Genomic DNA, 27,000 nt, shown 5'->3' with positions numbered 1-27,000 from the left:
CGCTACGCGCGGCAGGCGGCGACGGTACGGTCCACGATCTCGGTCAGGGCGACCTCCTCGCGGTCGCCGGTGGCGCGGTCGCGCAGTTCCACCAGGCCGTCCTTGAGGCCGCGGCCGACGATGACGCCGGTCGGGACGCCCAGGAGTTCGGCGTCGGTGAACTTGACGCCGGGCGAGACCCCCTTGCGGTCGTCCACGAGGACGCGCAGGCCCCTGGCCTCCAGCTCCCGGGCGATCCGCAGCGCCTCCTCGATCTGCTCGCCCTTGCCGGTGCCGACCACGTGCACGTCCGCGGGCGCCACCTCGCGCGGCCAGACGACGCCCTTGTCGTCGTGGGACTGCTCGACGACCGCGGCGACGGCGCGCGAGACGCCGATGCCGTAGGAGCCCATGGTGACCCGGCGGGGCTTGCCGTCGGGGCCCAGTGCGTCCACCTGGAAGGCGTCGGTGTACTTGCGGCCCAGCTGGAAGATGTGGCCGATCTCGATGCCGCGCGCGGTGTACAGGGTGCCCCTGCCGTCGGGCGAGGGGTCGCCGTCGCGCACCTCGGCGACGTCGATGGTGCCGTCGGGGACGAAGTCGCGGCCCGCGACCAGGTCGACGACGTGGTGGTCGGCCTCGTCCGCGCCGGTCACCCAGGCGGTACCGGTGACCACCCGGGGGTCGACCAGGTAGCGGACCTTGTTGTCCAGCAGCGCGCGGGGGCCGATGTAGCCCTTGACCAGGAAGGGGTTGGCCGCGAAGTCGGCCTCCTCCAGGAGGGCGACCTCGGCGGGCTCCAGCGCCGCCTCCAGGCGCTTGAAGTCCACCTCGCGGTCGCCGGGCAGGCCGACGGCCAGCAGCTCCCACTCCTTGGCGCCGGGCGTGCGGGTCTTGACCAGGACGTTCTTGAGGGTGTCGGCCTCGCTGAAGTCGCGGCCCAGCCCGGCGCCGTTGAGGAAGTCCACCAGGGTCTGGATCGTGGCGGTGTCCGGGGTGTGGTGGACCGCGGCCTCGGGCAGCCCCTCGACCGACAGCGCCTCGGGGGCCGGGACGGCCACGGCCTCGACGTTGGCGGCGTAGTCGGACTCCGTGCTGCGCACGAAGGTGTCCTCGCCGGTCGGGGCGACGGCCAGGAACTCCTCGGAGGCCGATCCGCCCATGGCGCCCGAGGTGGCCGACACGATCACGTACTCCAGGCCCAGCCGGTCGAAGACGCGGATGTAGGCGGCGCGGTGGTCGGCGTAGGACGCGCGCAGGCCCTCGTCGTCGATGTCGAAGGAGTAGGAGTCCTTCATGTGGAACTCGCGGCCGCGCAGCACGCCCGCGCGGGGACGCGCCTCGTCGCGGAACTTCTCCTGGATCTGGTACAGGGTGACCGGGAAGTCCTTGTAGGAGGAGTACTCGCCCTTGACCAGGAGCGTGAACAGCTCCTCGTGGGTGGGGCCGAGCAGGTAGTCGGCTCCCTTGCGGTCCTTGAGGCGGAACAGGGTGTCGCCGTACTCCTCCCAGCGCCCGGTGGCCTCGTAGTACTCGCGGGGCAGCAGCGCGGGCAGGAGCACCTCCTGGGCGCCGATGGCGTCCATCTCCTCGCGCACGATCCGGGAGACGTTCTCCAGGACGATCCTGCCCAGGGGCAGCCAGGTGTAGACGCCGGGGGCGGCCCGGCGCACGAACCCGCCGCGCACGAGCAGCTTGTGGCTCGGCACCTCGGCGTCCGCCGGGTCCTCACGCAGGGTGCGCAGGAACAGGGTCGACATCCGCAGTAGCACGGCCACTCCTCGTGGGACTTGTGAAATATGCAAGGGAACTCGCAAGGCCTGAAAAGACCTGCATGATTCAGAAAACCTGGGTTCCCCAGGCTAGCGCGACCACGGACACGCTCGCTCGGGCCTGTGCGTAGTCTTGGGGCCGACGAACGGAGGCGGACGTGGGCAGACGCGGCGCGCGGGAGGAAGCGGCGCACGGCGGGGACGGCGTGGACGGCGGGGACTCGGGCACGGAACTGCTCGCCGACGCCGACCGGTCCGACTCGTGGTTCCTGGTCGTGGACGGTACGCCCCAGTCCCACGTGGACCTGGCCGACCCCTCGTACCTGGACTTCTCCTACATGCGCCGCATCGCGCACGCGGCCGACCTCGTGGCGCCGCCGGGGGAGGCCGTGGACGCCCTGCACCTGGGCGCGGGCGCGCTGACGCTGGCCCGCTACGTGGCCCACACCCGTCCCGGTTCCCGCCAGCGCGCGGTGGACGTGGACGCGCCCCTGGTCGAGATGGTGCGCAGGCGACTGCCCTGGGACCGCAGGGCGCAGCTGCGCGTGGGCATCGGCGACGCCCGGGAGTGGATCACCGCCCGGCACACCGACAGCGCGGACCTGGTGGTCAGCGACGTGTTCGCGGGCGCGCGCACCCCGGCCCGGCTGACGTCGGCGGAGTTCTACGCCGAGCTGGCGCGCGTTCTGCGACCGGCCGGGATGCTGGTGGTCAACATCGGCGACGGGGGGAGCCTGGCCCACGCCCGGAGCCAGGTGGCGACCGCGCGGACGGCGCTGCCGCACACGGCGCTGTCGGCCGAGCCGGGCGTGCTGCGCGGACGGCGGTTCGGCAACCTGGTCCTGACCGCCTCGCACAGCCCCCTGCCCGTGGAGGAACTGGGCCGCCGCGCGCACCGGGACCCGGAGATGGCCCGCCTGCTGGAGGGCGAGGAGCTGGACCGCTTCGTCTCGGGCCGGCCCCCCGTGCGCGACGCCGATGCCGTCGACTCCCCGGCCCCGCCGGACGGCGTCTTCTAGCCGGAGCGAAGCCGGGAGACCCCGACCGTGCACCCGTAGTCGGAGAAGTCCCACCAAAGCCCTATTTTGGTTCCATGCGCGTCTCCCCCAGGACCTCCACATCCGGTACACGCACGAAGCCCCGCCGCTCCGCTCCTCCCCGGTTGTGGCCGCACATCCTGGGCGCGTGGGCCGCCACGATCGCCGGGGTGTCGCTGGTGGGCGTCGGCGTCCTGTGGTTCCTGGGCTTCCCGACGATCGACCGTCCCGAGCGCATCGCGGTGTCCGCGTTGGACGCCATCGCCACCCGCGCGTTCGCCGTCGTGGCGGGGCTGAGCGGTATCGCCCTGCTGGTGATCGCCTACCACCGCCAGCGCAACAACGACCTGGAGAACCTGCGCGCGCAGAAGGCTGCCGAACGCGAGGACATCAAGCTCTTCAACGACCGCTTCACCGCGGCCTACACCGAACTCGGCGGCGAGCACGCCGCGGTCCGGTTGGGCGCCGTCCACGCACTGGCGCACCTGGCCGACGACGCGCCGAACCGGGCGCTCCGCCAGACCTGCGTCGACGTCCTGTGCGCCTACGTCCGCATGCCCTACGCCCCCGAACCGGCACACTCCGAGGAGACCGGTCCGCAGACGGAGGAGCACCGTGCGCGGTCGTTGGAGCACGCCTCCCTCCGAGAGGTGCGGCACAGCATCCTGCGCGTGGTCAGCAACCGCTTGAGCGATCCCGACAGCCCGTGGCAGGGCCACAGTTTCGACTTCACCGGCGCCGTCTTCGACGGCGGGCACTTCCGCAGGATGGACTTCACCTCGGGACACCTGAACTTCAACGAGGCGCGCTTCGAGAGCGGGGAGGTGGACTTCCGGTACTCGCGCCTGGGCCGCGCCACCGTCTCCTTCCGCCGCGCCCGTTTCAACGGCGGAACCGTCAACTTCCGGCACGTGGAGTTCGCCGGGGAACGCAACCCGGAGTCCGAGGAGTGGACGGAGGACCCGGACGCCGTACGTCTTCGGGGCACGCACGCGGACTTCGCCAGGGCGCGGTTCGACGGGGCCGAGGTGCTGTTCCACGACGCCCGCTTCGCGGAGACCGGTGCGAGCTTCTACCGGGCGGTGTTCGCCTCAGGGCGGGTGGAATTCTCCGGGCGCGGCGACGAGGAGGCGTCCGGGACTCCCCCGTTCGGGCTCCTGGAGGCCGTGGCCGGGGGCGCCTCCGCAACGGTGACCCTGCCGCGCGCGTGGACTCCTCCAAAGGCGGGCTACTCCCCGGGGAGTAGCCCGCCTTTGGAAAACCCTCCCCCGGGGTGACGGCCTCCCCGAGGGGAGCGCCGTACTGTCGGGGTTGTGGCAGCACTACTCCTCCGCCCCGCGCGTCCTGCGCGCACCGACACGTGGATCACCCTGGCCCTGCTCCTCCTGTCCCTGGGCAGCGTCCTGGTCATCGAACTGGTCGACCCGGTCCCCGACGACCGCGACCCGTGGCCGTGGGGGTACGCGCTCATCCTCGCCGCGTGCCTGCCGGTCCTGTGGCGGACCTCCCTGCCCCGCCTCACCGCACTCGTCTCGGTCGTCACGGCGACCAGCTACTACCCCCTGGGCTTTCCCGACGGCATGGTCATGCTGTGCACCGCCGTCATGCTCTACACGCTGGTGCGCTGGGGGTACCGCGCGTTCGGCTGGACGCTGGGCGTCGGCCAGTTCGCGGCCGTCAACGGCTACGAGGTCCTCGTGACCGGGTCCTTCCGTCCCGAGGCGGTCGGCATCATCGGCTGGGTGCTCGTCCTGCTGTGCGCGGGCGAGGTCGTGCGCTGGCGGCAGGAGTACCTGCGCGCCGACCGCGAGCGCGAGGCCGAGTCCCTGCGCACCCGGGAGGAGGAGCTGCTGCGCCGGGCCTCCGAGGAGCGCGTCCGGCTGGCCCGGGACGTGCACGACACGGTGGCGCACAACATCTCCCTGATCAACGTGCAGGCGGGCACCGCTCTGTACCTGATGGAGACCGAGCCGCAGCGGGCCGCGGAGGCGCTGGCCACCATCAAGCGGACCAGCAAGGACACGCTGACCGAGCTGCGCGGCATGCTCGGCGTGCTGCGCGCCGTGGACGAGGCCGCGCCCAGGTCGCCGGTCCCCGGGCTGGACCGCGTGGAGGAGCTGGCCGAGGGCACCCGCCGTGCGGGGATCGACGTGGCCGTGGAGGTCAGCGGTGTGCCCGGGCAACTGCCCGTGAGCACCGAGTCCGCCGCCTACCGCACGGTCCAGGAGGCGCTGACGAACGTGGTCCGCCACTCGGGGGCCTCCTCCGCGCGGGTGGGCATCGAGCACCGCGCGTCCTCGCTGGTCGTGGAGGTGACCGACGACGGCGCAGGGACCGTCGGGCCGCCGGTGCCGGGCAACGGCATCACCGGGATGCGCGAACGCGCCTCCCTGGTGGGGGGCACGGTGGACGCTGGCCCCCTCCGGGGTGGAGGATTCCGGGTGCGCGCCCGGCTCCCGCTCGACGGCGCCGGTTCGGACCGCCGGGCACCGGCCGCTCCCTCCCCCGACACCGAGGAAACGAGGCCCCGTTGATCCGGGTACTGCTCGCGGACGACCAGGCACTGGTGCGCGCGGGGTTCCGCGCGCTGCTGGACAGCGCTCCCGACATCGAGGTGGTCGCCGAGGCCGCCGACGGCGGGGAGGCCGTCCGCCTGACCCGCGCCGAACACCCGGACGTGGTCCTCATGGACATCCGCATGCCCGGTGTGGACGGCCTGGCCGCCGCCGGGCACATCCTGGCCGATCCCGCCCTGGAGGCGACGCGGGTCGTCATCCTCACCACGTTCGACCTGGACGAGTACATCTTCGAGGCGCTGCGCGCCGGGGCCAGCGGGTTCCTGGTCAAGGACACCGAGCCCGGGGACCTGCTGCGGGCGGTGCGGGTGGTGCACGGCGGCGAGGCGCTGCTGTCCCCGGGGATCACCCGGCGGCTGATCGCCGACTACGCGCGCCGCCCGCCGAGCGCGCCCGACCCGTCGGTCCGGCTGAACGGGCTCACCGAGCGCGAACGCGAGGTGGTCGCCCTGGTCGGCGGCGGCCTGTCCAACGAGGAGATCGCCGCCCACCTGGTGCTCAGCCCGGCCACCGCCAAGACCCACGTCAGCCGGGCCATGGTCAAGCTGGGGGTGCGCGACCGAGCCCAGCTGGTCGTCATCGCCTACGAGACCGCCCTGGTCACCCCGAAGTGGAGCCGGTGAGTCCGGGACGCGAGCCGCCCGGACCGTCTCGGGGCCGCCTCGGGGACGTCCCGTACGCCCACCGGAGTACCCCCTCCGCCGCCCCTACCCTCGGGGAGGGCGGCGAGGAGACCCCGCCGGGACGATGTGCCCGCCCCTTCCACCGTCGGATGCTTGACGGCGTTCCCACCGCCGAACGCGAGGCCCGACGATGTTCGAAGACCCCCTCCTGCTGGCGCGGCTCCAGTTCGCGCTGACCGCCGCCACCCACTACATGTTCGTGGCCCTGACCCTCGGGCTGGCTCCCTACGTCCTCACCACCCAGCTGGTCGCCACCCTGCGCGGCGACCGCTCCCGGATGGCCGGCGTGCGGTTCTGGGGCGGCCTGTACCTGGTCAACTACGGGATGGGCATCCTGTCCGGACTGGTGATGGAGTTCCAGCTCGCGCTGAACTGGAGCGGTCTGCACTCGGTGTTCGGCTACACCTTCGCCGCTCCCCTGGCGCTGGAGACGATGACCGCGTTCTTCGTCGAGTCCACGTTCCTGGGGCTGTGGATCTTCGGGTGGGACCGCATGGGCCGGTGGGCGCACCTGGCCTGCTTCGCCGTGGTCACCGCGACGGCCTACGCCTCCGCGTGGTGGGTGCTGGTCTCCAACGGCTTCCTGCGCAACCCCGTGGGCTTCGAGATGGTCGACGGGGTGGCGCATCTGACCGACCCCGTCGCGCTGATGACCAACCCGGCGGCCGTGCTGGCCTTCGGGCACATCGTCACCGGCTCCCTGCTGGTCGGCGCCCTGGTCGTCGCCGCGACCAGCGCATACCACCTCGTCCGGCGCGACGACGCGCACGGCGTCTTCCGACGCGGCGTCCGCTACGCGACGCTGGTCCTGTGCCTCGCGCCGGTACCCGTGGCGGCCTTCGGCGGAGTGCAGTTCGAGCTGTTCGGCCAGGACCCGCCCACGAGCGGGCTGACCTACACCGCCGAGGAGATCGCGGCGATCGAGGCGGCGAACCCGGGCGGTCCCCTCCTGGCCGCGGCCAACACGACCGGTGACCTGGTGATGATGACGTCGTGGACGCTGATGTTCCTCCTGGGCCCCCTCATGCTGCTGGCCTGGCCCCTCGGCGGGCTCGACCGCTGGAGGTGGTTCCTCGCCCCGCTCGTGGTGACGCCGTTCCTGCCCTACCTTGCCAGCGTCGGCGGCTGGGTGTTCCGGGAGACCAACCGCCAGCCCTGGACGGTCGTGCACCACCTGACCACGGCTGACGCGGTGACCCCCCTGTCCCCGGCCGCGGCCGTGCTCTCCTTCGGCTTCTTCACCGCGGCCTTCGCTGCCCTGACCGCCGTCACCTACTGGCTCCTGGTGCGCTACGCGCGGCGCGGCCCCGGGGGCGGTCCTCTGGCCGAGCCGCGCACACGGCCGCCCGAGGACCCCGAGGGTCCCCGTGATCCCGCCGTCCCCGTCCACACGTACTGAGCCCGGAAGGCCGCAGCCATGGACCTCCTCTCCTCCGCACTCCTCGCCCTGCTCGTCGTGGGCTACCTCGTCCTGGCGGGCTCCGACATCGGCCTGGGCATGCTGATGCCGCGCCTGGCGCGCGGCCCCGAGCAGCGCCGCCGCGTGGTCACCGCCGTCGCCCCCTACTTCCTGGCCTCGGAGGTGTGGCTGGTCGCCGCTGTCGGGGTCCTGGCGGGCCTGTTCCCCGCCCTGGAGCACCACGTGGTCGCCGAACTGGGGCCCGTGCTCGCCGTCCTGTCGGCCGGGTGGCTGGTCCGGGACGCGGGGCTGTGGCTGCGCGCCCGCGTGGACGGCGACCGCTGGCAGACGGCCTGCGACTGCGCGCTCGTGGCGGGCAGCTGGGTCCTGGCCGCCTCGTGGGGCCTGCTGGTGGCGGGCCTGCTCGCGGGCGGTCTCACCGCGAGCGCGTTCACGCCGCTCTGCGCGGTCGCCGTCACGGCGCTGTTCGCGCTGCGCGGCGCGGCCTTCGGGGCCGAGCGGCTGGTCGGTCCGTCCGACTCCGAGAGCGCGGACGTGGCCGCCCGGGACACGCGCCCGCTCGCGCGCCTCGCCCTGGGGGCGGCGGCGCTGGCGGCGCTGGCGGCGGCGCTGCCCGGCGGTCCGGTCCTGTCCCCCGGGCCGGCGGTCGCACTGGCCGCGGTTCTGCTGGCAGCGGTTCTGCTGGCGGCCCTGGCGGCGACGAGCGGCCTGGTGGGTCCGATGCTGTCGCGGCACACCTCGGCGGTGGCGATCGCCGTCCCCGGTCTGCTGGCGGCGCTGGGGCTGCCCTCGGCGCCGATACCCTCCACGACCGCGGTGTTCGTGTGGGCGTCCCTCGGTCCCGTAATTCCGGTCATGTTCGTCGGCCAGGTTTGGCTCTACCGAATGACACGCCGTCCGGCGGTCGCGCCGACCTTCTTCGCCTGAACCCGCCCGGGACCCCCGCGCAGGTCAGTGCGGTCCCCACGCCCCGCGACGGACGAGGAGGGCCCACGGGCCCGGCTGCGCCGGCGCCCGCCCCGGTTGGGGGCGGGGACGAACGGGCACGGTCTCCTGCGGGAAACGCGCCCGTGACGCCCCCTCCCACCGGGGAGGCTCCGGCGTGATCGCGCACGGGTGCTGTCGAGCCCCTTGGAGGGACTGTGACTCACCAGATGACCACAACCCCCGACCTGCGTGGATGCAGCTGCGGTTCGGGCTGCAGCTGCGGCTGTCAGAGCGGCGGTTCCTGCAACTGCGGCGGAGGCTGCGGCTAGCGGGTCCCCGCGTCCAGAAGAATCCTCCCTCCCCCTCCTTTCGGCGGGCCGCCCCTCCCCGGGCGGCCCGCTCCCCTCTCTCCCCTTCTCTCCCCGCCCCGCCTCCGCGTGTCGCGACAAGGAGCGATGCTGGGTATACGCTGTGTTACCACGTGAGGCTGCGTATCCACGTGGTGGGGGAGATCAGCGATGTCGCCGTTCACCAGACCAGCGTCGGGGAGGGGTCACCTCTCCGAGCACGCGAGACTGCTCCAGTGCGTTCTGGGAATCCGGGAGCGCTCGGCGCGTGCGGTCCCCTGGGAGCCGGACACGGTCGGCATCCCGGCCACGGGCCCGTCCAACGCCCTGGCCCGGATCAACGACGTCGCCTTCTACGCGAACGCGCGCGACGAGGTGTCCGCCCTGGCCGGTGTCTGCGTGGACCTGCTGCACCTGCACGCCCCCGGCGACGAGGACGGGGACCCCTGTCAGGGGTGCCGCCTGGCCTGGCCGTGTCCCACCTTCACCGAACTGTGCCGCCTGCTCGCCTAGGACCTGCTCTTCGGGCGGGCTCGGCCTATGGGTGTTGGCTCGGGCGCCCACGGGGCACTGGAGGCGGCGGAGGCGGGTTTTTCGTGGGGGAACCGCGCCGTAGGCGTCGGTTGAGGGTGGTGGGCGAACGGACGCCGTCCGCCGGAGTCGGGGCGCGATCCGACTTCGACGGACGACCGTCCTCACCTGCCGTCCGCTGACACCCCACGGTCGAGCCGTCGGGCGCCCTCACCGGTCCAGGCACCTCCAGAGACTAATACTGAAACGCGTTCTACCGCAAGACCCGGATCCCCGAACTCCATCCCGGGAACCGGGGTGGACAGGGAACACCGGCCAGTGGAACAGGATCTACTCGGTTCCGGACCGAGAGGCCCTGGAGGCGTCGGGGCACCACGCGGCGGGCACCCGGCAGGAAACGCGTACGCGCACCGGAACGAGAGGAACCGCCCCGCGCGGCGTCGCGCGGGGCGCGAGGGCCGGGGAAGGGCCGCCCCGCCTACGCGGGGCGGCCAGGCCCAGGGGCGGGGGACAGCCCCTGGGACCGGCCTCGGGGCGGCAGGGCGCAGCGGCCCGTGGACTCTCCGGGAGTGGGGGGATCCTCCCTTTGGCCGCTGCCGGGGCGCGCCTTGCCCCACAGACGTTAACGAGGAACCGGTAACACGAACACCCTCCATCAGATAACCGGAACGTCTCGATTCGCGCTGGTGAGCGCACCACCCTCATCCGTGACCTGCGCCGATGCGCGTTCCTGCCCGGCGCCTCGCCTCTGGGACCCCAGGGTTAACACAAGCCACATAAGCACCAAAAACCTCGCCGGGCGGCGCCCGGAATGAGGACCCGCGACAAAACCGATGGCTGGCAATCCCCACCGGTAAAAGGTTGCAGGGGGTTGCGCTCCCCGACCGGAACAAGGAAAACGAAGGCCCCGGGCGCTCGCCCGGGGCCCCGTGTCTCAACTTATTCGCGTGGCCAGCAGATATGCGGAGGGAGTATCCGCGTCGACAATGTCGGTCACCCTCCACGCCTGTCCGCCGACACTGAACACGTCACCCACCCGGACATCGATCATGGGCGTGGGCCGCCACTCCTTCGGTCCACCGATCTTGGCGACCGGCTGACCGTCGTCACCCACCCAGAAACTTCCCCCGCCCACCGGACCGCCCGCGAATCGGTCGTTCCGTCCATAACTGATCTTCTCCTGCGCACCGACCTCGTGGATCACGGTGAATTTCGTCCCAACCGTCTCGGGTTTCGTTGAAAACGCAGCCATGTTAACCCGGACGGGGCAATTGGTGATGCCGTTTTCGGGCTTGTGGGGCGTTTCGAGCAGAGTAGCTGACAAAAGTAATGCGCGGGCCGGGACTTTGGTCCCGACCCGCGCATCCGTCCGTGGGAGAACGGTCAGCTCCCGCTCCCCCGGCCACCCTTGAGCCTGCCCACCAGTGTCTCGAACGCGGAGCTGAACGGGTGGTCGTGCACCATGTACGTCCACGTCATCGACGGGCGCTTGACCCCCACCGAGCTCACGTCCAGCTCGCCGTCCACGACCTCCAGCTCCTCGAAGCTCTCGGCGGCCCGGGCGCGCGCGTCGTCCAGGAAGCCCTTGAAGACCGGCACCGCGTCGCGGTTGAACTCGTCCAGCGGGTCGCGGCGGCCCAGGAAGCGCAGGTGGATGCCCTCCCGCAGCTCCGACAGGAAGGCGTTGTGGTCGGTCCAGCCCCGGTCCAGGTGGTAGAGGGTGATGAGGCGGGCCGCCCGGGCGACCTTCTCCTCGTTCCCCTCCGCCTCCTCGGCCTCCTGCCCGCGCCCGGCGGTCTCAGCGCCCTCGGCGGCTTCCTCGGCTGCGGTACCCTCCTCGCCCTCCGCACCCTTCCCGGCCAGCTCCTCCAGCAGCTCCTCGTGCCGCTTCCCGCGGTCGGCCCTGATCTGCCGGTCGCCCTGGTCCCCGGTCAGGACCATCTCCCGGTGCTCCAGCACCACGTCGCGCTGCACGTCGATCAGCTGGTTGTAACGCCAGGTGTTGCGGTGCACCTCCAGCAGCTGCCCCTCGGCGACCCGCTGCGCGTGGTCGACCATGGCCAGCCAGCCCTGGTCGGTGATCTCCCCCTCCGAGGTGGTCTGGTAGCCCGTGGTCTCGGGGGCGTGGTTGACCACCAGGTCGTCGTCCATGCTGACGAAGAAGATGGAGTCGCCCGGGTCGCCCTGGCGCCCCGCGCGGCCGCGCAGCTGCCCGTCCAGGCGGCTGCTGGGGTAGCGGCCGAAGCCCATCACGTACAGGCCGCCGGTCTCCACCACCCGCTCGCGGTCGGCCATGTCGCTGCCGCCCAGGCGGATGTCGGTGCCGCGCCCGGCCATCTGGGTGGAGACGGTGACGGCACCGTGGGTGCCCGCCTCGGCGATGATGGAGGCCTCGTCGGCGTCGTTCTTGGCGTTGAGGACCACGCACTCCAGCCCGGCCTCGCGCAGGCGCCCGGCCAACAGCTCGGACTCGGCCACGTCCTGGGTGCCGATGAGGATCGGCCTCCCGGACTTGTGGACCTCCTCCACCTTGGCGACGAGGGCGTCCTCCTTCTCCTCGCGCGTGGCGTACAGGCGCGTGCCGTGGTCCTCCCGGACGTTGGGCTTGTTGGAGGGGATGACCGCGACCTCCAGCTCGTAGAACTCGCGGAGCTGTTCGGCGACGGCCATCGCGGTACCGGTCATACCGGCGCGCGTGGGGTAGCGCAGGACGAGCGACTGCACGGTGATGGAGTCCAGCACCTCGCCGGTCTCGCTGAGCGCCACCTTCTCCTTGGCCTCGACCGCGGCCTGGAGGCCGTCCGGCCAGCGCTGGAGCAGGGCGATGCGTCCGCGCGACTCGTTGATGAGACGGACCTCGCCGTCGCGCACCACGTAGTGGACGTCGCGCTGGAGCAGCACGTGCGCGTGCAGGGCCAGGTTGACCTGCGGCAGGACGGAGGTGTCGTCCTCGGAGTACAGGTCGACCCCGTCCAGGGCCTTCTCCACCGCGTCGATCCCGGCGTCGGTGAGCTGGACGTTGCGCCCCTCGCCGTCGACCTCGTAGTGCAGGCGCGGCTTGAGCCCGCGCACGACGTCGGCCATCTCCACGTCGGCGTCCACGCTCTCCGCGGCGCCGGCCAGGACCAGCGGGACCCGGGCCTCGTCGACGAGCACCGAGTCGGCCTCGTCGATGATCGCCACGTGCGGCGGCGGCACGACCCGGTCGGCGATGTCGGTGACCATGCGGTCGCGCAGGACGTCGAAGCCCAGCTCGCTGACGGCCGCGTAGGTCACCTCGCAGGAGTAGGCGGCGCGGCGCTCCTGCGGGGTGGAGTCCTCGGTGATCCAGCCCACGGTGACGCCGAGCATGTCGTAGAGGGGGCGCATCCACTCGGCGTCGCGCCTGGCCAGGTAGTCGTTGACGCTGAGCAGGTGCACGCGCCGGCCGCGCAGGGCGAACCCCGCGGCGGCGAGGGCGCCCGCCAGCGTCTTGCCCTCGCCCGTGGCCATCTCGGCGACGTGGCCGTCGAGCAGGGCCATGACACCGAGGAGCTGCACGTCGAAGGGTCGCTCGTCGAGTGAGCGCCGGGCGGCCTCGCGGCCGACCGCGCACAGCGACACGAGGTCGTCGCGCTCGTAGGGGAGTTCGGCGTTGCCGAGTTCGATGGCCTTCTCCGTCAGCTCGGTGTCACTGAGCTCACGCAGACCATCCTCCTCGGCCTCGATCGCCGACAGGAGCTTGGTATAGGGCCGCAGATCCACCGCACCGGGCTTACCCAGGAAGCGGCGAACGCCTTCCGCCATTCGTCCGAACACCACCACAGGGTAACGCCGGACACAACCGTTGAGAGAACCCCGGGCGCCCACATGTGCGGACGGTTCCGTCGAAACCGCCCCGGTCTGCCACGGGGCGCCCGGCCCCTCAGGCGAACTGGCGCTGGTGGCGCTGGCGGGCCTCCACCGCCATGGCGTGCTTGACCAGGGTCACCAGGACCCGGACGACGGAGTTGCGGTCGCGGGCGTCGCAGTGCACGACGGGCACGTCCGGGGTCAGGTCCAGGGCGTCGCGCAGCTCCTCGGGGCTGTGGAGGTTCTCGGGGTCGAACTCGTTGACCGCGACGACGAAGGGCAGCCGGTACTGGCGCTCGAAGTAGTCCAGGGCCTGGAAGGTGTCCTCCAGGCGGCGGGTGTCGGCCAGGATCACGGCGCCCAGCGCACCCCGGACCAGGTCGTCCCACATGAACCAGAAGCGCTGCTGTCCCGGGGTCCCGAACAGGAAGAGGGTCAGGTCGGTGTCCAGCGAGATGCGGCCGAAGTCCATCGCGACCGTGGTGCTCGTCTTGTCCGGGGTGTGGGAGAGGTCGTCCACCCCAGCGCTGGCGGCGGTGACCGCGGCCTCGGTGCGCACGGGCGGGATCTCCGAGACGGTGCCGACGAACGTGGTCTTCCCGACCCCGAACCCCCCGGCGACGATGATCTTGGTGGACAACTCGGTGGAGGCGTGGACGTTGTTCGTGCTGTTGACTGGATCGATCACAGTTAGTCCTAGCGGGAGTGCCGGGCCAGCGGGGCGGACGGCGCGCACGGTCCGTTCCTCGGGGTACGCGACCCGCCGGGGTCGGTACCGACGCGAGAGGCACCGTTCCTGGAACCTAACACCGGATGGCCGGTGGGGAAGGCGTTTTGGCTCAGTGGTGCGACATGCCACACGGCCGGCTCGTGGGGTTCGCGACCCCCGGGCAGGGGGAGGAGCCGCGGGATTCGGGTGGCCGTCCCGTGGCGGTGCGTTCCCCGCCCGAAACCGACCGTGAACAGATAAGCACACACCCGTACCCCGGAAGGTCGACTTTACGACATTGTGAGCGGTCATTTTCGGCCGCTTTCGGCCGCACTGATCCCTGTCCGACGGGGTCCGCGGAGTCTACGGTGGAGGTAGGGCCCCCGCACCGGCAAGTGCGGTCGCGGAGAAGACTCCTGGCACGAGGACGCGACCATCCGCGGGAGCCCCGGCGGCGCCCCCGGACACAGGGCCACCCACCGACGTCTCGCTCTTCGGCGTCGGCCCGGTCGACACTCCGGTCCGGCGCGCCAGCGCCCCACCGGCCCACAACCGTCCACGTGGGCCGGTGGTGGCCGGACCGCGGGGAGCGGGCCGCGGCGGCCTCCCGTCCGTCGCGCCGCCCTCCCGCCCGGGTTCCCCGTAGACTGGACCGGCCCTCCCCCGCCCGACGAGCGAACCCGCGCGTGCGCACGCGCACCGCGGCGCGGACGGGGCCAGCAAGCCGAGACGAAACTGTGAGCCGAGAACCCCACATGTCCGATCAGCGCGTCGTCCGACCCACTCCCATCAGCGGTTTCCCCGAGTGGTCCCCCCAGGTCCGGGCCGTGGAGCAGCGCTGGCTGGACCATATCCGCGCCGGGTTCGAGTCCTTCGGCTTCGCGTCGGTGGAGACGCCGTCCGTGGAGAACCTCGACGTGCTGATGGCCAAGGGCGAGACCTCCCAGGAGGTCTACACCCTGCACCGCCTCCAGGCCGACGCCAAGGACGACTCCGACGCCAGGCTCGGACTGCACTTCGACCTGACCGTGCCCTTCGCCCGGTACGTCGCCCAGCACTTCAACGAGCTGGCCTTCCCCTTCAAGCGCTACCAGATGCAGCGCGTGTGGCGGGGTGAGCGCCCCCAGGAGGGGCGCTTCCGCGAGTTCACCCAGTGCGACATCGACGTCATCAACGTCGACTCCGTCCCGCTGCACTTCGACGCCGAGCTGCCGCGCATCGTGCACCGGGTGCTCAGCGGGCTGGACCTGCCCGCCTGGACGCTCAACGTCAACAACCGCAAGGTCCTCCAGGGCTTCTACGAGGGCCTGGGCATCAAGGACCCGATCGCGGTCATCCGCGCCGTGGACAAGCTGCACAAGATCGGCGACGACGGCGTGCGCCGGATCCTGCTGGCCGACGGCCTGACCGGGGAGCAGGCCGACGCCTGCCTCGCGCTGGCCCGCGTCCGGGGCACCGGCTCCGGCGTCGCCGAGCGGGTCCGCGGGCTCGGGGTCTCCTCCGAGCTGCTCGACGAGGGGTTGGAGGAGCTCTCCTTCGTCCTGGAGGACCTGGCCGATCTGCCCGAGGGCAGCGTCGTGGCCGACCTGTCCATCGCCCGCGGCCTGGACTACTACACGGGCACGGTCTACGAGGCCTCCTTCGACGACGACCCCGGCTACGGGAGCATCTGCGCGGGCGGGCGCTACGACGACCTGGCCGGCCAGTTCATCCGCAGGCGGCTGCCGGGCGTGGGCATCTCCATCGGCCTCACCCGCATCTTCGCCAAGCTCGTCGCCGAGGGCCGGATCGAGGAGGGGCGCGCCTGCCCCACCGACGTGATGGTCGTGGTGCCCGGCGCCGAGCGCCGCAGGGAGGCCCTGCGCACCGGGGAGCTGCTGCGCGGACGCGGGTTCAACACCGAGGTGTTCCACTCCACCGCCAAGGTCGGCAAGCAGATCCAGTACGCCGCCAAGAAGGGCATCCCCTTCGTGTGGTTCCCGCCCTTCGGTGAGGACGGCGGCCACGAGGTCAAGGACATGGGGTCGGGAGAGCAGGGTCCGGCCGACCCCGCCACCTGGACCCCCGTGAGCCCGGAAAGCACGGAGTAACCGCTCCATAGCACCTTCCCGACCGGCGTGGGCGGTTTCTGTCCGCTCATGCCGGAACCGGCCATTCGGAGGACAACCGGGGGCCGCGGGTGCGACACTGGGAACGGCGTTCCCCACGCCGGCAGGGTTCTGGAGTCGCCGGAGGCGAGACTGCGAGTGAGTCTGCGCCTCGGGTGTCCGTTGGGAGTGGTGGCGGGCGGCGGTACGGGTACGAGCCGTCTCACCGGAGGTGCCGCTGTGCCTGCTTCGACCCCGTTCCTGCCTTCGGGACGCCTGAACACAAGAAGGCTGCGGCCGCGGGCCGTCCGTTGAGGGTGGTGGAGGGTGACGGGCGTGAGAAGCGGAGCGGAGCCCCAAAGAAGCACTGCCCAGTGATCGAGGCCATGTCTCCTCCCCGCCACAACCTGCCCCTGTCCGCCGGCGAGTTCATCAGCTTCGTCGGACGCGAGCGCGACATCGTCGACCTGGGCCGTCTCCTGGGCACCGCCCGGATGGTCACGCTGACCGGTACCGGCGGCATCGGCAAGACGCGCCTGGCCCTGCACCTGGCCGAGCGCGTCATGCGCCGGTTCCCCGACGGCGTGCGCTTCGTCGACCTGAGCGAGGCCTCCACCCACGACCAGGCGCTGCGCGCGGTCGCGGGCAGCCTCCAGGCGGTGCAGGACGACTCACCCACGATGACCGACGCCGTCATCACCTCGCTGCGCACCCGCAACCTGCTGCTGCTCCTGGACACCTGCGAGCACGCCGTGGGGCCGATGGCGCAGCTGTGCCAGGCCGTGCTGCGCGACTGCCCCCGGGTGCGCATCCTGGTGACCAGCCGCCAGCCCCTGCACGTGCCCGAGGAGAACATCTGGCGGGTGCCTCCGCTGTCCCTGCCCGCGCGCCCCACCCCCACCGACCCCTACGCCGCCGACCCGGCGCCCATCCCCCGGCGCGACACCCAGCGCTACGAGTCGGTGCGCCTGTTCGTCACCCGCGCGCACGCCGCGCGCGCCGGGTTCGAGATGACCAGGGAGAACTCCGGTTACATCGCGGAGATCTGCCGGATGCTGGACGGCATGCCGCTGGCGATCGAGCTGGCCGCCGCCCGGGTGCGGGTGCTGTCCGTACAGCAGATCCTGCGCCGTCTGGACGACCGCTTCCAGCTGCTGACCAGTGACGGCTCGGAGGACCTGCCGCCGCGCCAGCGGACGCTGCGCGCGGTCCTGGAGTGGAGCCACGACCTGCTCACCGAGCCGGAGCGGCTCCTGCTGCACCGGTTGTCGGTGTTCTCCACCTGGTACCTGGAGGCCGCGGAGGACGTCTGCTCGGGTGAGGGGGTCGACCCCGCCGACATCCTGCCGCTGCACTTCTCCCTGCTGGACAAGTCGCTGGTGGTGATGGACGCCGAGGTCGACGGCACCACCCACTACCGGCTGACCGAGACGGTGCGCGCCTACGCCGCCGAGCACCTGGCCGACAGCGGCGGCGAGGACGACCGGTGGGAACGCTACCTGCGCTTCTGCGTCGCCCGGCTGGAGGAGTGGGCCAAGAGCTGCTGCGCGCCGCTGCCGTGGGGCGAGCGCCTGGGACACCTGCGGCTGCTCGACCACCACCGGGAGAACCACGCCCGCGTGGTGGACTGGGCGCTGTCGCGGGGGCGTGTGGACGAGGCCCTGCGGGTGTGCGTGGCACTGCGCTCCTACTGGATCGTGCGCGACCTGGCCGCCGAGGGCAGCCGCCTCCTGGAGCGGGCGCTGTCCACCGACTCCGACGCGCAGTCCCCGCACCTGCGGGCGCGCGCCCTGGCCCTGCACGCCGAGCTGCGGCTGGACCTGGACACGGTGCCGCGTGTGTCCACCCTGGCCCTGTGCGCCCTGGAGGCGGCACGGGCCTGCCGCGAGGCGGGGGCCGCCGCCTCCGCCCTGGCCACCCTGGCGGCGCTGTCCCTGCGCACCGGAACCCTGGACGAGGGGCAGCAGCACGCCGACCGGGCCGGGGAGTGGGCCTCCCAGGTCAGCGACCCCATCACCGAGGCGGCCACGCTGGACGTGCTGGCCCAGCTGGCCCGCCGCCGCGGTGAGACCGAACGGGCCACGGCCCTCCTCGAGCACAGCGTCACGGTGGCCGACAACCTGGGCGACCGGTGGAGCGCGGCGCGCGCCCTGCACGGGCTGGGTTCGATCGCCGCCGAACGCGGCGACTTCGCTCGGGCGCGGGAGCTGTTCTCCGACGCCCTGTCCGTCTTCGGCGAGTTGGAGGCCGCCCCCGCCACCGCGCACTGCGCCCGGGAACTGGGCCGCCTGTACCTGGCCGAGGGCGAGTCCCTGCTCGCCCGGGAGCCCCTGGCGACGTGTCTGCGGGTGAGCTTCACCTCCGGGCGCAGGCTCGCGGTGGCCCGGGCCCTGGAGGCGCTGGGGGAGCTGGCCCTGGCCGAGGAGGAGGCCGAACGGGCCGCCGCCCTGGTGGGGGTGGCCGCCGACCTGAGGGCGGCGCTGGACCGCCCCTCGGCCGAGACGCTGCGGCTGCGGTCGGCGGCGGAGCGGCGCGTGGGCGCGACGCGCATCGCCGAGGCCTGGAACGCGTGGCGCCCCCTGCCCCTGGAGCAGGTGCTCGACCGCGCGCTGGCCTTCCCCCGGCCGCAGTCCTCGGGACCCTCGGGTCCGGATTCGCTGACCCCCAGGGAGAGGGAGGTGGCCGAGCTGGCCGAACAGGGTCTGTCCAACCGCGAGATCGCCGAACGGCTGACGATCAGCCACGCGACGGCGGCCCGCCACATCGCGAACATCTTCAGAAAACTCTCGATTTCCTCAAGGACGCAGTTGACCGGCTGGGCCGTCTCGGGTGACGGTGGCTGACACGGTCCCGGTCGACGGGGCGCACTTGCACAGTGCGCGTGCACCCGCTAAGACAGGAACTCCGGGTACCAGAGCCCACACCGACGACGTCCGCCCCTGCCGACCTTCCCCCCATCCCTGGTGAGAACCTCCCCCGACAGCCCCTACATGTGAAGGCCATGGCACCTTTGACCGCGCCCGCGCGGCACAACCTCCCCCGTCCGGGCACCGGATTCGTGGGCCGTGAGCGGGACCTGAGCGACCTGCTCCGTCTGCTCGGCTCCAGCCGCTCCGTCACGCTGTGCGGAACCGACGGCCTGGGAAAGACGCGTCTGGCGATACGCGTGGCCGAGCAGTCCACCGCGTGGTTCCCCGACGGCGTGTGGATGGTCGGCATGGCGGACGCGCGCACGACCCTGGAGGTGTACGCGCGGGTGGCCACCGCCGTGGGCGTGGTGGAGGAGCCGGGGCAGCCGCTGTCGGTCACGGTGACCGAGGCGCTGTGCGAACGCCACCTACTGCTGGTGCTGGACGCGTGCGAACACGTCGCCGAGCAGGTGGCGGAGGTCGGTGAGGCCCTGCTGGCCTCCTGTCCCTCCGTGTCGATCCTGCTCACCAGCGAGGACCCGGTCCGCCTGTCGGGCGGCACCGTGTGGCGGGTCACTCCGATGGCGCTGCCGCTGCCCGCGCGCAAGGGGCCCCAGCCCGACCCCGCCGGGGCGGAGGCGGTGCGGCTGTTCATGGACCGCGCCCGCGCCCGCGACCCGCGCTTCTCGCTCTCGCGCGAGGAGATGGAGACCGTGACGGAGCTGTGCGACCTGGCGGGCGGCATCCCGCTGGGGATCGAGGCGCTGGGCGCGAGCGCGCCCGGGGTGGGGCCCGCCGTGCTGGCCGAGGGGCTGCGCGCGCACCTGTCCTCCCCCGAGGTCCAGCCGGGTCCGGGGCAGGCGGTCCCGCGCAGCGAGATGCTGCCCGTGGTGCTGGACTTCGTGTACGCCGGACTGCCCGAGGCCGAGCAGGCGCTGCTGCGCCGCCTGTCGGTATTCCGTGGCTGGAACCTGGAGCTGGCCGAGCAGGTGTGCGCCGACGAGGCGCTGCCCGAACCGGCCATCCTCGACCTCATGACGTCCCTGCTGAACCGTTCCCTGATCACGGTGACCGGCGAGTTCGAGGGCCGGGTGCGCTACCGGCTGCCGGAGGCCGTACAGCGGTTCGCGCACTCCCGGCTGGTCGGGGCGGGTGAGGCGGAGCTGTTCCAGGAGAGGCTCCTGGACCGGATGCTGCGCCTGGCCGAGGACCTGGGCCAGAAGCTGGAGTCGAGCCGGGTCATGCCCTGGAGCGAGCGCGACTCGGGGCGCCAGCGCGTCATCGCCGAGTACGACACGCTGCGCTCCCTGCTGCGCTGGGCGCTGGAGCACGGCGCCGCCGAGCCGGGCCTGCGGCTGTGCGTCAGCCTGACCGCGCACTGGGTGAGCCACCAGAGCTACTCCGAGGGGGCGCACTGGATGGACCGCCTGCTGGAGCTGGAGGACGCGGCGAAGGCGCCCTCGCGCGCGCGGGCGCTGGTGGGCCGGGCCCAGCTGGCGCGGGTGCGGCGCGACCACGGGTTGGCGGTCTCCCTGGGCGAGGGGGGCCTGCGGCTGTGCCGCGAGGCCGGGGACGACGTGTTCGTCCGCGTCGCGCTCAACCTGCTCGCCCTGGTCGAGGTGCGCGAGCGCGTGTCGGACCAGGCCGCGGTGCGGGTGGAGGAGGCGCTGCGGCTGTGCCGCGAGTCGGGCGACCTGTGGGGCGAGGCGATCGCCCTGGGCACCCGGGCGGCCCTGGTCGCCCAGCAGGGCGACCACCCCACGGCCGACCACCACTACAACGCGGCCCTGACACTGCTGCGCGGGATCGACCACCGGTGGGGCGTGGGCGTCACCCTCATGGGCCAGGCGCGCGCGGCGGAGGCCAGCGGCGACCTGATGACGGCGGACCGCTGCTACCGGGAGGCGCTGGACACCCAGCGTCTGATCGGGGCGGCGGCCGAGGAGGCGCGCTGCCTGGCCGGGATCGGCCGGGTGGCGCACGCGCAGGGGTCCACGGGCCAGGCCTACGACTACCTGAGCGAGGGGCTGTTGCTGAGCCACTCGACGGGCCAGCGCGCGGACGCGGCGCGCGCCCTGACCGCGATCGCCCGGGTGGCGTTCGGGGCGGGGCCGCGCGAGCCCGCCTGCCGTCTGGCGGGCGCGGCGATGAGCGTGCGCGAGCGGCTGGGACTGTCCACGCACGAGGCGCCGTGGCCGTTCACCGACGTGGAGAAGGTCCGTCGGCGCCGCCGCCAGCTGGTGGGCTGGTGGGAGCAGGGCCGGACCCTGGCGCTGGCGAGCGCGGTCCGTGAGGGCGAGCAGCTGGCGGAGGAGGCGCGGCGCCCGCCGCCGCGCCGCGCCGCGCCGCGCAGCCGTCCCGCGCACGGGCGCCGGGAGCGGGGAGGGCCCGTCCCCGCCCCGGAGTCGGTGACCCCCGAGGAGCGGCTGACCCGGCGCGAGCTGGAGGTGGCCCTCCTGGTGAGCCGGGGCAGGAGCAATCCGGAGATCGCCCGGGAACTGTTCATCACCCCGTCGACGGCGGCGCGGCACGTGGCCAACATCAACCGCAAGATGGGCTTCCACTCGCGTACGCAGATCACGTCCTGGGTACGCCATCACCGGACCTCGGACTAACCTGCCCGATCTGCCCTGTTACGCCCGGCTCGCCACCGGGAGAACCCGCTTCCGCGCCGAATCTACATATGCAGGTGCATAGCAATATGCATGTGCATCTGGCTGTGAACGCGCTAGGCTTCAAGCCATGGGACACCATGCGCGTGGCACTGCGGTGACACGGTCGCGGAGGTCCCGGAAACGACCGCCGAACACCGGTGTGACACCGGTTTCCGGCGGGCGTCAGCCCCGGGGAGGTCTCCGGGGCCGGTGGGAGGCCGCGTCGGCACGGGGTGCGTCCTGGGGAGGGACACCGCATCCGCCGACCGGTGCGTCGCCGCCGGGTTCGCCACGTGGAGGGGGCGTGACGAGCCCGGACGGCGGTACCACCGCCGGATGGGCGAACTGGGGGTACGTATGGGGGTAGGACTGTCTTCAGGAACCGGACGACCGGGGCGCCACCTGCCGCGCCGGGACGACCCGATCGGATCACTGACCGGGGGCCTGTGCGAGCGGCTACGGCTGCGCCCCGCGCGGGGCGGGTCGATCCGCGGGGTCGGGCACCGCGTGGACGCCCTGTCGTTCGCCGCCACGGTGGAGCAGGCCGCGGCGGGGCTCAGCCGCCGGGGCATGTGCTTCGGTGACGTGGTGGGGGTGCTCGCGCCGGTCTCACCGGACCGGTTCCTGGCCACCTACACGGTGATGGCCGTGGGCGGGCGCGCGCTGCCCCTGTCGACCGCGTCCGACCTGGACACCCAGTGCGCCGTGCTCACCGAGACCGACACCCGCCTGCTGCTGGTCAGCGCGGACATGGCACAGACGGCGCTGGAGCTGGCGGAGCACTCGCGGGTGCGGCAGGTGATCGCTTTCGGGCAGGCGCTGGGGACCACGCCCTTCGAGGAGCTGTTGCAGCCCAGCCCCGACGGCAACGGGTACAGCCCGGCGCGCGGCCTGTTCGACAACGGCATCCTGGGCTACGAGGACACCAGCGGAGGGCTCCTGACCACGCTGCACCCGCACAACGACCTCATGGGGCGCTTCTCGGAGCTGCGGGACCTGCTGGAGCTGACCGCCGACGACGTGGTGGCGGTGGACGAGCGCGGCGACGAGGCCACACGGGTGACCCTGGTGGCGCTGGCGCTGTGGATCGGGGCCTGCGTACTGACGGGGGCGGACTGCCCGCCGCCGGAGGGGCGTCAGGTGACGGTGCGCTGCGCGCCCGAGCCGGAGCGGATCGCCTACCCGCCGGTCGGCGGGACGTACTGACCCGAGGCCGTGTGCGGGAGACGCGGGCTCGTTAGGGTTCTGACCTGCGATGATCTTGAACTTATAGCCAACTTCGGTGCCCGAGACTCGCTGTAAGCACAAGATCACGGCGCGGGTGGCGGGCCGTGGACCTCCGGTCACCGCCTCAGTCGTCGACCGCCAGCTCCGCCTCCGGCCGCTCCCCCTCGCCCCCGGCGGCCTCCCCCGCCTGGTCGTCGATCTCGAACCAGGCCACGTGCGTGGCGTCGCTCCAGTACTCGCCGCTGCGGGTGGCGCAGCTGTCCACGATGAGCTTGCCGCGGCCGAAGTCGTCGCCGTCCTCCCGCGTGTGCTCGCTCTCGCCGTCGCGCGCCCCCTGGTCGGCGATCGCCACGCGCAGGCGCCCCTCGTCGGAGCGGATGAACAGCGTCATGACGCCGCCGCTCTGCCCGGAGCGCGAGTGGAGCAGGGCGTTGGTGGCCAGCTCGCTGACGGCCAGCTCGGCGTCGTCCAGGGAGCCCTCGGAATGGTCCATGCGGGCGAGGAACTCGCGCACGCGCGAGCGGATGGACCGCACCGCGGTCAGGTTCCCGGCACAGCTCCACACCGTGTGGTCGGTGACCCCTCCGGTGAGCTCCCCCGTCTCGATGGTCGGTGCGGTCGGAGCCGGGCCCTCCGACACCTCCGCGGGCACGTATTCCCGGAGTTGCCTCGCCTCAGCCATCCGGTCACTCCAATCACCCGCGACGGACGCGCGGGTTGCGCCGCCTGCACTCACCTTAGACAAGGGTGTGCTGGCTCCAGAACAGCACACCCGCGTTCTCCCTGTCGGGGATTGGCCACAAAACCCTGTCACGTGTCATCCCCGATATGGACAAAGGAAACAGTCCGGACTCCAGCGACACCCATGTGAGGTGTAACACGTTGGCAATACGCGGCGTGACGGGGCCGTTCGGCTGACAGCACGAATTCCAGGAACGATAATCGTTACCACACCTGGGCCCCGGTCGGCCCGCCCACCGCGGGCGGGCCGCCGCCGCGTGCCCGGCACACACACTCCCGTTCCGAAGGGCTCACATGAAGATCGCGTTCGCGGGCAAGGGCGGCAGCGGCAAGACCACCCTCTCCGCGCTGTTCACCCGCTACCTGGCCGCCCAGCACGTGCCCGTGGTGGCGATCGACGCCGACATCAACCAGAACCTGGGTGCCGCCCTGGGAGCGGCCGAGGAGGACCTGGCCGCCCTTCCCGCGCTGGGCGCGCACCTGGACGAGATCAAGGAGCTGCTGCGCGGGGACAACCCGCGTATCTCCTCGGCGCAGGCGATGATCAAGACCACGCCGCCGGGCCGGGGGTCGCGCCTGCTGACGGTGACCGGGGACAACCCGCTGCACGCCCGCTTCGGCGCGTCCGTCCGGGGCGCCACACTCATGGTCACCGGCCCGTTCGCCGAGTCGGACCTGGGCGTGTCCTGCTACCACTCCAAGGTGGGCGCGGCCGAGATGTACCTCAACCACCTGGTGGACGGGCCCGGGGAGTACGTGGTCGTGGACATGACCGCGGGCGCCGACTCCTTCGCCTCGGGGATGTTCACCCGCTTCGACATGACCTTCCTGGTCGCCGAGCCCACCGTGCGCGGCGTGGGCGTGTACCGGCAGTACGCCGAGTACGCCCGCGACCACGAGGTCGCCATCCGGGTGATCGGCAACAAGGTGCAGGACGAGGCGGACGTGGAGTTCCTGCGCGAGCACGTGGGCGACGCGCTGGCGGGGTGGATGACGCACTCGGGGTTCGTGCGCTCGATGGAGAAGGGCCGCCACCCGGAGCTGGCGGACCTGGAGGAGGACAACGTCAAGACCCTGGCCCTGATGCGGGACATGGCGGACGCCGCGCCCAAGGACTGGGAGCGCTTCACCCGGCAGTCGGCCGAGTTCCACCTGCGCAACGTGCGGGCCTGGGGCAACGAGGCCAAGGGCGCGGACCTGGCCGCCCAGCTGGACCCCGGCTTCCTCATGGGCCCGGCGGCGCTCACCGGCTGAGCGCCGGGGCGCAGCGGGTCACGGGGCCGGGTCGGCCACGCGCCCGCGCACCCGCGGCGAGGTCAGGGTCAGCAGCACGCCCAGGCCCAGGAGGGAGGTGGTGAACAGGACGGCGCCCATCGGCACGGCGGTGCTCTCGTCCAGCCCCACCAGCGGCGCCACCGCCGCGCCGAGCAGAGGGGGCAGCGCGCCCAGCACGGCGCTGGCGCTGCCCGCCCGCCGCTCCTGGCCGCGCATGGCCAGGGCGAAGGAGCTGGTGAGGATCATCCCCATGCACGTCATGCAGACGAAGATCGGCGCCACGAGGGCCACCAGCGGACCGTCCCACAGCGTCGCCGCGAGCAGCACCCCGGTCGCCGCCACCGCGGCGGAGACCGCGCACACCAGGAGGGCGCGCTCGCCGAACCGGACGCTGAACCGGCCCACCGCCCAGCTCCCGGCGATGATGGCCGCGCCGTTGATCCCGAACAGCACGCCGAAGACCTGCGGCGACACCCCGTACAGGTCCTGGTAGACGAACGGCGTCCCGGCGACGTAGGCGAAGCTGCCGCCGTGCACGAGGCCGACCACCAGGGCGTAGCCGAGGAAGGCGCGGTCCCGCAGCAGTGCCCCCACCGTCCGCAGGGTGCCGCCCACCGTGCCGGGGATGCGCCGCTCCACCGGCAGGGTCTCCTCCAGCCGCAGCGCCACGACCACGACGATCACCGCGCCCAGCAGCGCCAGGGCCAGGAAGACGGCCTCCCAGCCCGCGAAGGACGGCCACAGGATGGCGCCGCCCGCGATCGGCGCCATCAGGGGCGCGACCGCGTTGATCACCATCAGCAGGGCGAAGAACCTGGTCAGCTCGGCGCCGTCGAACACGTCGCGCACGACCGCGCGCGAGAGCACGACCCCGGCCGAGGCGGTGAACCCCTGGAGGAAGCGCGCCAGCACGAGCACGGCGATGTTCGGGGCCAGCGCGCACAGCAGCGACGCCAGGACGAACAGGACCAGGGAGGTGACGAGCGGGCCCCGGCGCCCCCGGGCGTCGCTGATCGGACCGACCACCACCTGGCCCACGGCGAGGCCGACCAGGCAGGTGGTCAGGCTGAGCTGTACGTGGGAGGCGCTGGCCCCCAGGTCCGCGGCGATGTCGGGGAAGGCCGGCAGGTACATGTCGATGTTGAGCGGGCCCAGGACGGCGAGCAGGCCGAGGAGGAGGGCCAGGCCCAGGCGTGCCCGGCCGGTGGGGTTGTGCTGCATGGCGCTCTCTCGTGGGTGGCAGAGGGCGCGGTGCGCCACGGACCTGGGACCAGGCTAACCGGCCGCGGCTCCCCCGTCGGCGGTGCGGGGTCGGATCTGACGCGGGTTCGTCAGAACGCCCTCGGCGGTACGGGACCGCGGGGCCGGGCCCGGCACGCTCAGAACAGCACCGACATGACCTCGCCGACCTGGCGGAAGCCGACCCGCTGGTAGGCGGCGCGAGCAGGGGTGTTGAAGTCGTTGACGTAGAGGGTGACGCGGGGCGCGATCTCGGCGAGGGCGTACTCGACCACGGCGGCCATCCCCGCCGTGGAGTGGCCCTGTCCGCGCAGGTCCGGGTGCACCCACACGCCCTGGACCTGGCAGGCGTGCCGGGTGACCGCGCCGATCTCGGCCTTGAACACCACGCGCCCGTCCTCGATGCGGGCGAAGGCCCGGCCGGTGCGCACCAGTTCGGCCACCCGGGCCCGGTAGAGCGCGCCGCCGTCTCCGGAGTCCGGCGGGACGCCGACCTCCTCGGTGAACATGGCCACGCAGGCGGGCACGATGGTGTTGAGCTCGGACAGCCGGACCCGGCGCACCAAGGGGTCGGCGGGCACCGAGGGCGGGCCGCTGATCTCCAGGACGGGTTGGCTGGCCCGGATGACGCGGGCGGGCCCCCACGCCGGGGTGACCTGCTGCCAGAAGTCGCTGACCGCGTCGACGGGACCGACGATCGAGGAGCAGCGGCGTCCCCTCCATCGGGCGTGGTCGGCGAAGCTGCGGATCGCGGCCGGTCCGGCGTTGACGGGGACGAGGTTGGCACCCGAGTAGCACAGGGCGGTCAGGCGTCCCCTCTCCGTGTGCCCCCACACCTCGGCACCGCCGGCGCCGCCGGAGAGGCCGGTGGCCATCAGGCGGGAGGTGACGAAGACGTTGCCCACGGGGTCGGCGTCCAGGAGCGCGCGGACGGCCTCCCGGTCGCGTTCTCCGAGGATCCGTACCGGCGAGGTCCGCAGCATCGCATCTCCCCCATCTTCCCAGTGCCCTCGTGCGGGCGCCGGGGGACGACCAACCAAGCCTGTTCGCGCCGGT

At 72.5% G+C, this 27,000-nt stretch carries 19 protein-coding genes; 12 read left to right on the top strand and 7 right to left on the bottom strand.

The window, feature by feature from the left end; translation table 11 throughout:
- Positions 1 to 2: 2 nt before the first annotated feature.
- The gene (locus HGB44_RS04360; RefSeq protein ID WP_061079872.1) at positions 3 to 1,739 is read right to left on the bottom strand and encodes a proline--tRNA ligase; all 1,737 of its coding nucleotides are present in this window, start codon (positions 1,737 to 1,739) and stop codon (positions 3 to 5) included.
- Between the two features lie 170 nt (positions 1,740 to 1,909).
- Here HGB44_RS04360 and HGB44_RS04355 point away from each other — a divergent pair, with 170 nt between their 5' ends.
- The 7 genes from HGB44_RS04355 to HGB44_RS04325 all read left to right on the top strand — a co-directional run bounded on the left by HGB44_RS04355 (position 1,910) and on the right by HGB44_RS04325 (position 9,254).
- Complete coding sequence (locus HGB44_RS04355; RefSeq protein WP_061079873.1) at positions 1,910 to 2,770, top strand: spermidine synthase; 861 nt, start codon at positions 1,910 to 1,912, stop codon at positions 2,768 to 2,770.
- 74 nt (positions 2,771 to 2,844) lie between these two features.
- On the top strand, positions 2,845 to 4,065 hold the full coding sequence (locus HGB44_RS04350; protein WP_061079874.1) for a pentapeptide repeat-containing protein: 1,221 nt from the start codon (positions 2,845 to 2,847) through the stop codon (positions 4,063 to 4,065).
- A 36-nt stretch (positions 4,066 to 4,101) separates the two neighbouring features.
- Positions 4,102 to 5,322, top strand: a complete 1,221-nt coding sequence (locus HGB44_RS04345; protein WP_061079875.1) for a sensor histidine kinase — start codon at positions 4,102 to 4,104, stop codon at positions 5,320 to 5,322.
- Complete coding sequence (locus tag HGB44_RS04340) at positions 5,319 to 5,987, top strand: response regulator (protein ID WP_061079876.1); 669 nt, start codon at positions 5,319 to 5,321, stop codon at positions 5,985 to 5,987. Before HGB44_RS04345 ends, HGB44_RS04340 begins: the two co-directional genes overlap by 4 nt.
- Before the next feature lie 190 nt (positions 5,988 to 6,177).
- Positions 6,178 to 7,446, top strand: coding sequence for a cytochrome ubiquinol oxidase subunit I (locus HGB44_RS04335; protein ID WP_061079877.1), 1,269 nt, complete (start codon positions 6,178 to 6,180; stop codon positions 7,444 to 7,446).
- An 18-nt stretch (positions 7,447 to 7,464) separates the two neighbouring features.
- Positions 7,465 to 8,394 carry a cytochrome d ubiquinol oxidase subunit II gene (locus HGB44_RS04330; protein WP_061079878.1) on the top strand — a complete coding sequence of 310 codons (930 nt, stop codon included), beginning with the start codon at positions 7,465 to 7,467 and terminating at the stop codon, positions 8,392 to 8,394.
- 518 nt (positions 8,395 to 8,912) lie between these two features.
- On the top strand, positions 8,913 to 9,254 hold the full coding sequence (locus tag HGB44_RS04325; protein ID WP_061079879.1) for a hypothetical protein: 342 nt from the start codon (positions 8,913 to 8,915) through the stop codon (positions 9,252 to 9,254).
- A 952-nt stretch (positions 9,255 to 10,206) separates the two neighbouring features.
- On the opposite strand, the gene HGB44_RS04320 is transcribed toward HGB44_RS04325, so the two are convergent.
- The 3 genes from HGB44_RS04320 to HGB44_RS04310 all read right to left on the bottom strand — a co-directional run bounded on the left by HGB44_RS04320 (position 10,207) and on the right by HGB44_RS04310 (position 13,791).
- Positions 10,207 to 10,476, bottom strand: coding sequence for a DUF6406 domain-containing protein (locus tag HGB44_RS04320; protein ID WP_061079880.1), 270 nt, complete (start codon positions 10,474 to 10,476; stop codon positions 10,207 to 10,209).
- A 179-nt stretch (positions 10,477 to 10,655) separates the two neighbouring features.
- Positions 10,656 to 13,058 (bottom strand): accessory Sec system translocase SecA2, encoded by a 2,403-nt coding sequence (gene secA2, locus HGB44_RS04315; protein ID WP_061079881.1) that lies wholly within the window; start codon positions 13,056 to 13,058, stop codon positions 10,656 to 10,658.
- 118 nt (positions 13,059 to 13,176) lie between these two features.
- Positions 13,177 to 13,791: a GTP-binding protein gene (locus HGB44_RS04310; protein WP_061079882.1), complete on the bottom strand. Its 615-nt coding sequence runs from the start codon at positions 13,789 to 13,791 to the stop codon at positions 13,177 to 13,179.
- Positions 13,792 to 14,567: 776 nt separating this feature from the next.
- On the opposite strand from HGB44_RS04310, the gene hisS reads away from it, so the two are divergent.
- From hisS to HGB44_RS04290, 4 genes are all read left to right on the top strand, one after another.
- Complete coding sequence (gene hisS, locus HGB44_RS04305) at positions 14,568 to 15,902, top strand: histidine--tRNA ligase (RefSeq protein ID WP_061079883.1); 1,335 nt, start codon at positions 14,568 to 14,570, stop codon at positions 15,900 to 15,902.
- A gap of 383 nt (positions 15,903 to 16,285) precedes the next feature.
- Positions 16,286 to 18,742 (top strand): ATP-binding protein, encoded by a 2,457-nt coding sequence (locus HGB44_RS04300; protein WP_061079904.1) that lies wholly within the window; start codon positions 16,286 to 16,288, stop codon positions 18,740 to 18,742.
- A gap of 167 nt (positions 18,743 to 18,909) precedes the next feature.
- Entirely contained in the window at positions 18,910 to 21,423 is a 2,514-nt protein-coding gene (locus HGB44_RS04295; protein WP_061079884.1) for a LuxR C-terminal-related transcriptional regulator, read from the top strand.
- A gap of 396 nt (positions 21,424 to 21,819) precedes the next feature.
- On the top strand, positions 21,820 to 22,668 hold the full coding sequence (locus tag HGB44_RS04290; RefSeq protein WP_061079905.1) for an AMP-binding protein: 849 nt from the start codon (positions 21,820 to 21,822) through the stop codon (positions 22,666 to 22,668).
- A 145-nt stretch (positions 22,669 to 22,813) separates the two neighbouring features.
- On the opposite strand, the gene HGB44_RS04285 is transcribed toward HGB44_RS04290, so the two are convergent.
- Entirely contained in the window at positions 22,814 to 23,371 is a 558-nt protein-coding gene (locus HGB44_RS04285) for an ATP-binding protein (protein WP_061079885.1), read from the bottom strand.
- A gap of 353 nt (positions 23,372 to 23,724) precedes the next feature.
- On the opposite strand from HGB44_RS04285, the gene HGB44_RS04280 reads away from it, so the two are divergent.
- Positions 23,725 to 24,684, top strand: a complete 960-nt coding sequence (locus HGB44_RS04280) for an ATP-binding protein (RefSeq protein WP_061079886.1) — start codon at positions 23,725 to 23,727, stop codon at positions 24,682 to 24,684.
- A gap of 18 nt (positions 24,685 to 24,702) precedes the next feature.
- On the opposite strand, the gene HGB44_RS04275 is transcribed toward HGB44_RS04280, so the two are convergent.
- Positions 24,703 to 25,926 (bottom strand): multidrug effflux MFS transporter, encoded by a 1,224-nt coding sequence (locus HGB44_RS04275; RefSeq protein WP_061079887.1) that lies wholly within the window; start codon positions 25,924 to 25,926, stop codon positions 24,703 to 24,705.
- Between the two features lie 158 nt (positions 25,927 to 26,084).
- Positions 26,085 to 26,927, bottom strand: coding sequence for a GNAT family N-acetyltransferase (locus tag HGB44_RS04270; RefSeq protein WP_061079888.1), 843 nt, complete (start codon positions 26,925 to 26,927; stop codon positions 26,085 to 26,087).
- Positions 26,928 to 27,000 lie beyond the last annotated feature (73 nt).

This window comes from Nocardiopsis alborubida (assembly GCF_012396365.1).
Classification (GTDB): Bacteria; Actinomycetota; Actinomycetes; order Streptosporangiales; family Streptosporangiaceae; genus Nocardiopsis; species Nocardiopsis alborubida.
This window is presented reverse-complemented; position numbering and strand designations above follow the sequence as displayed.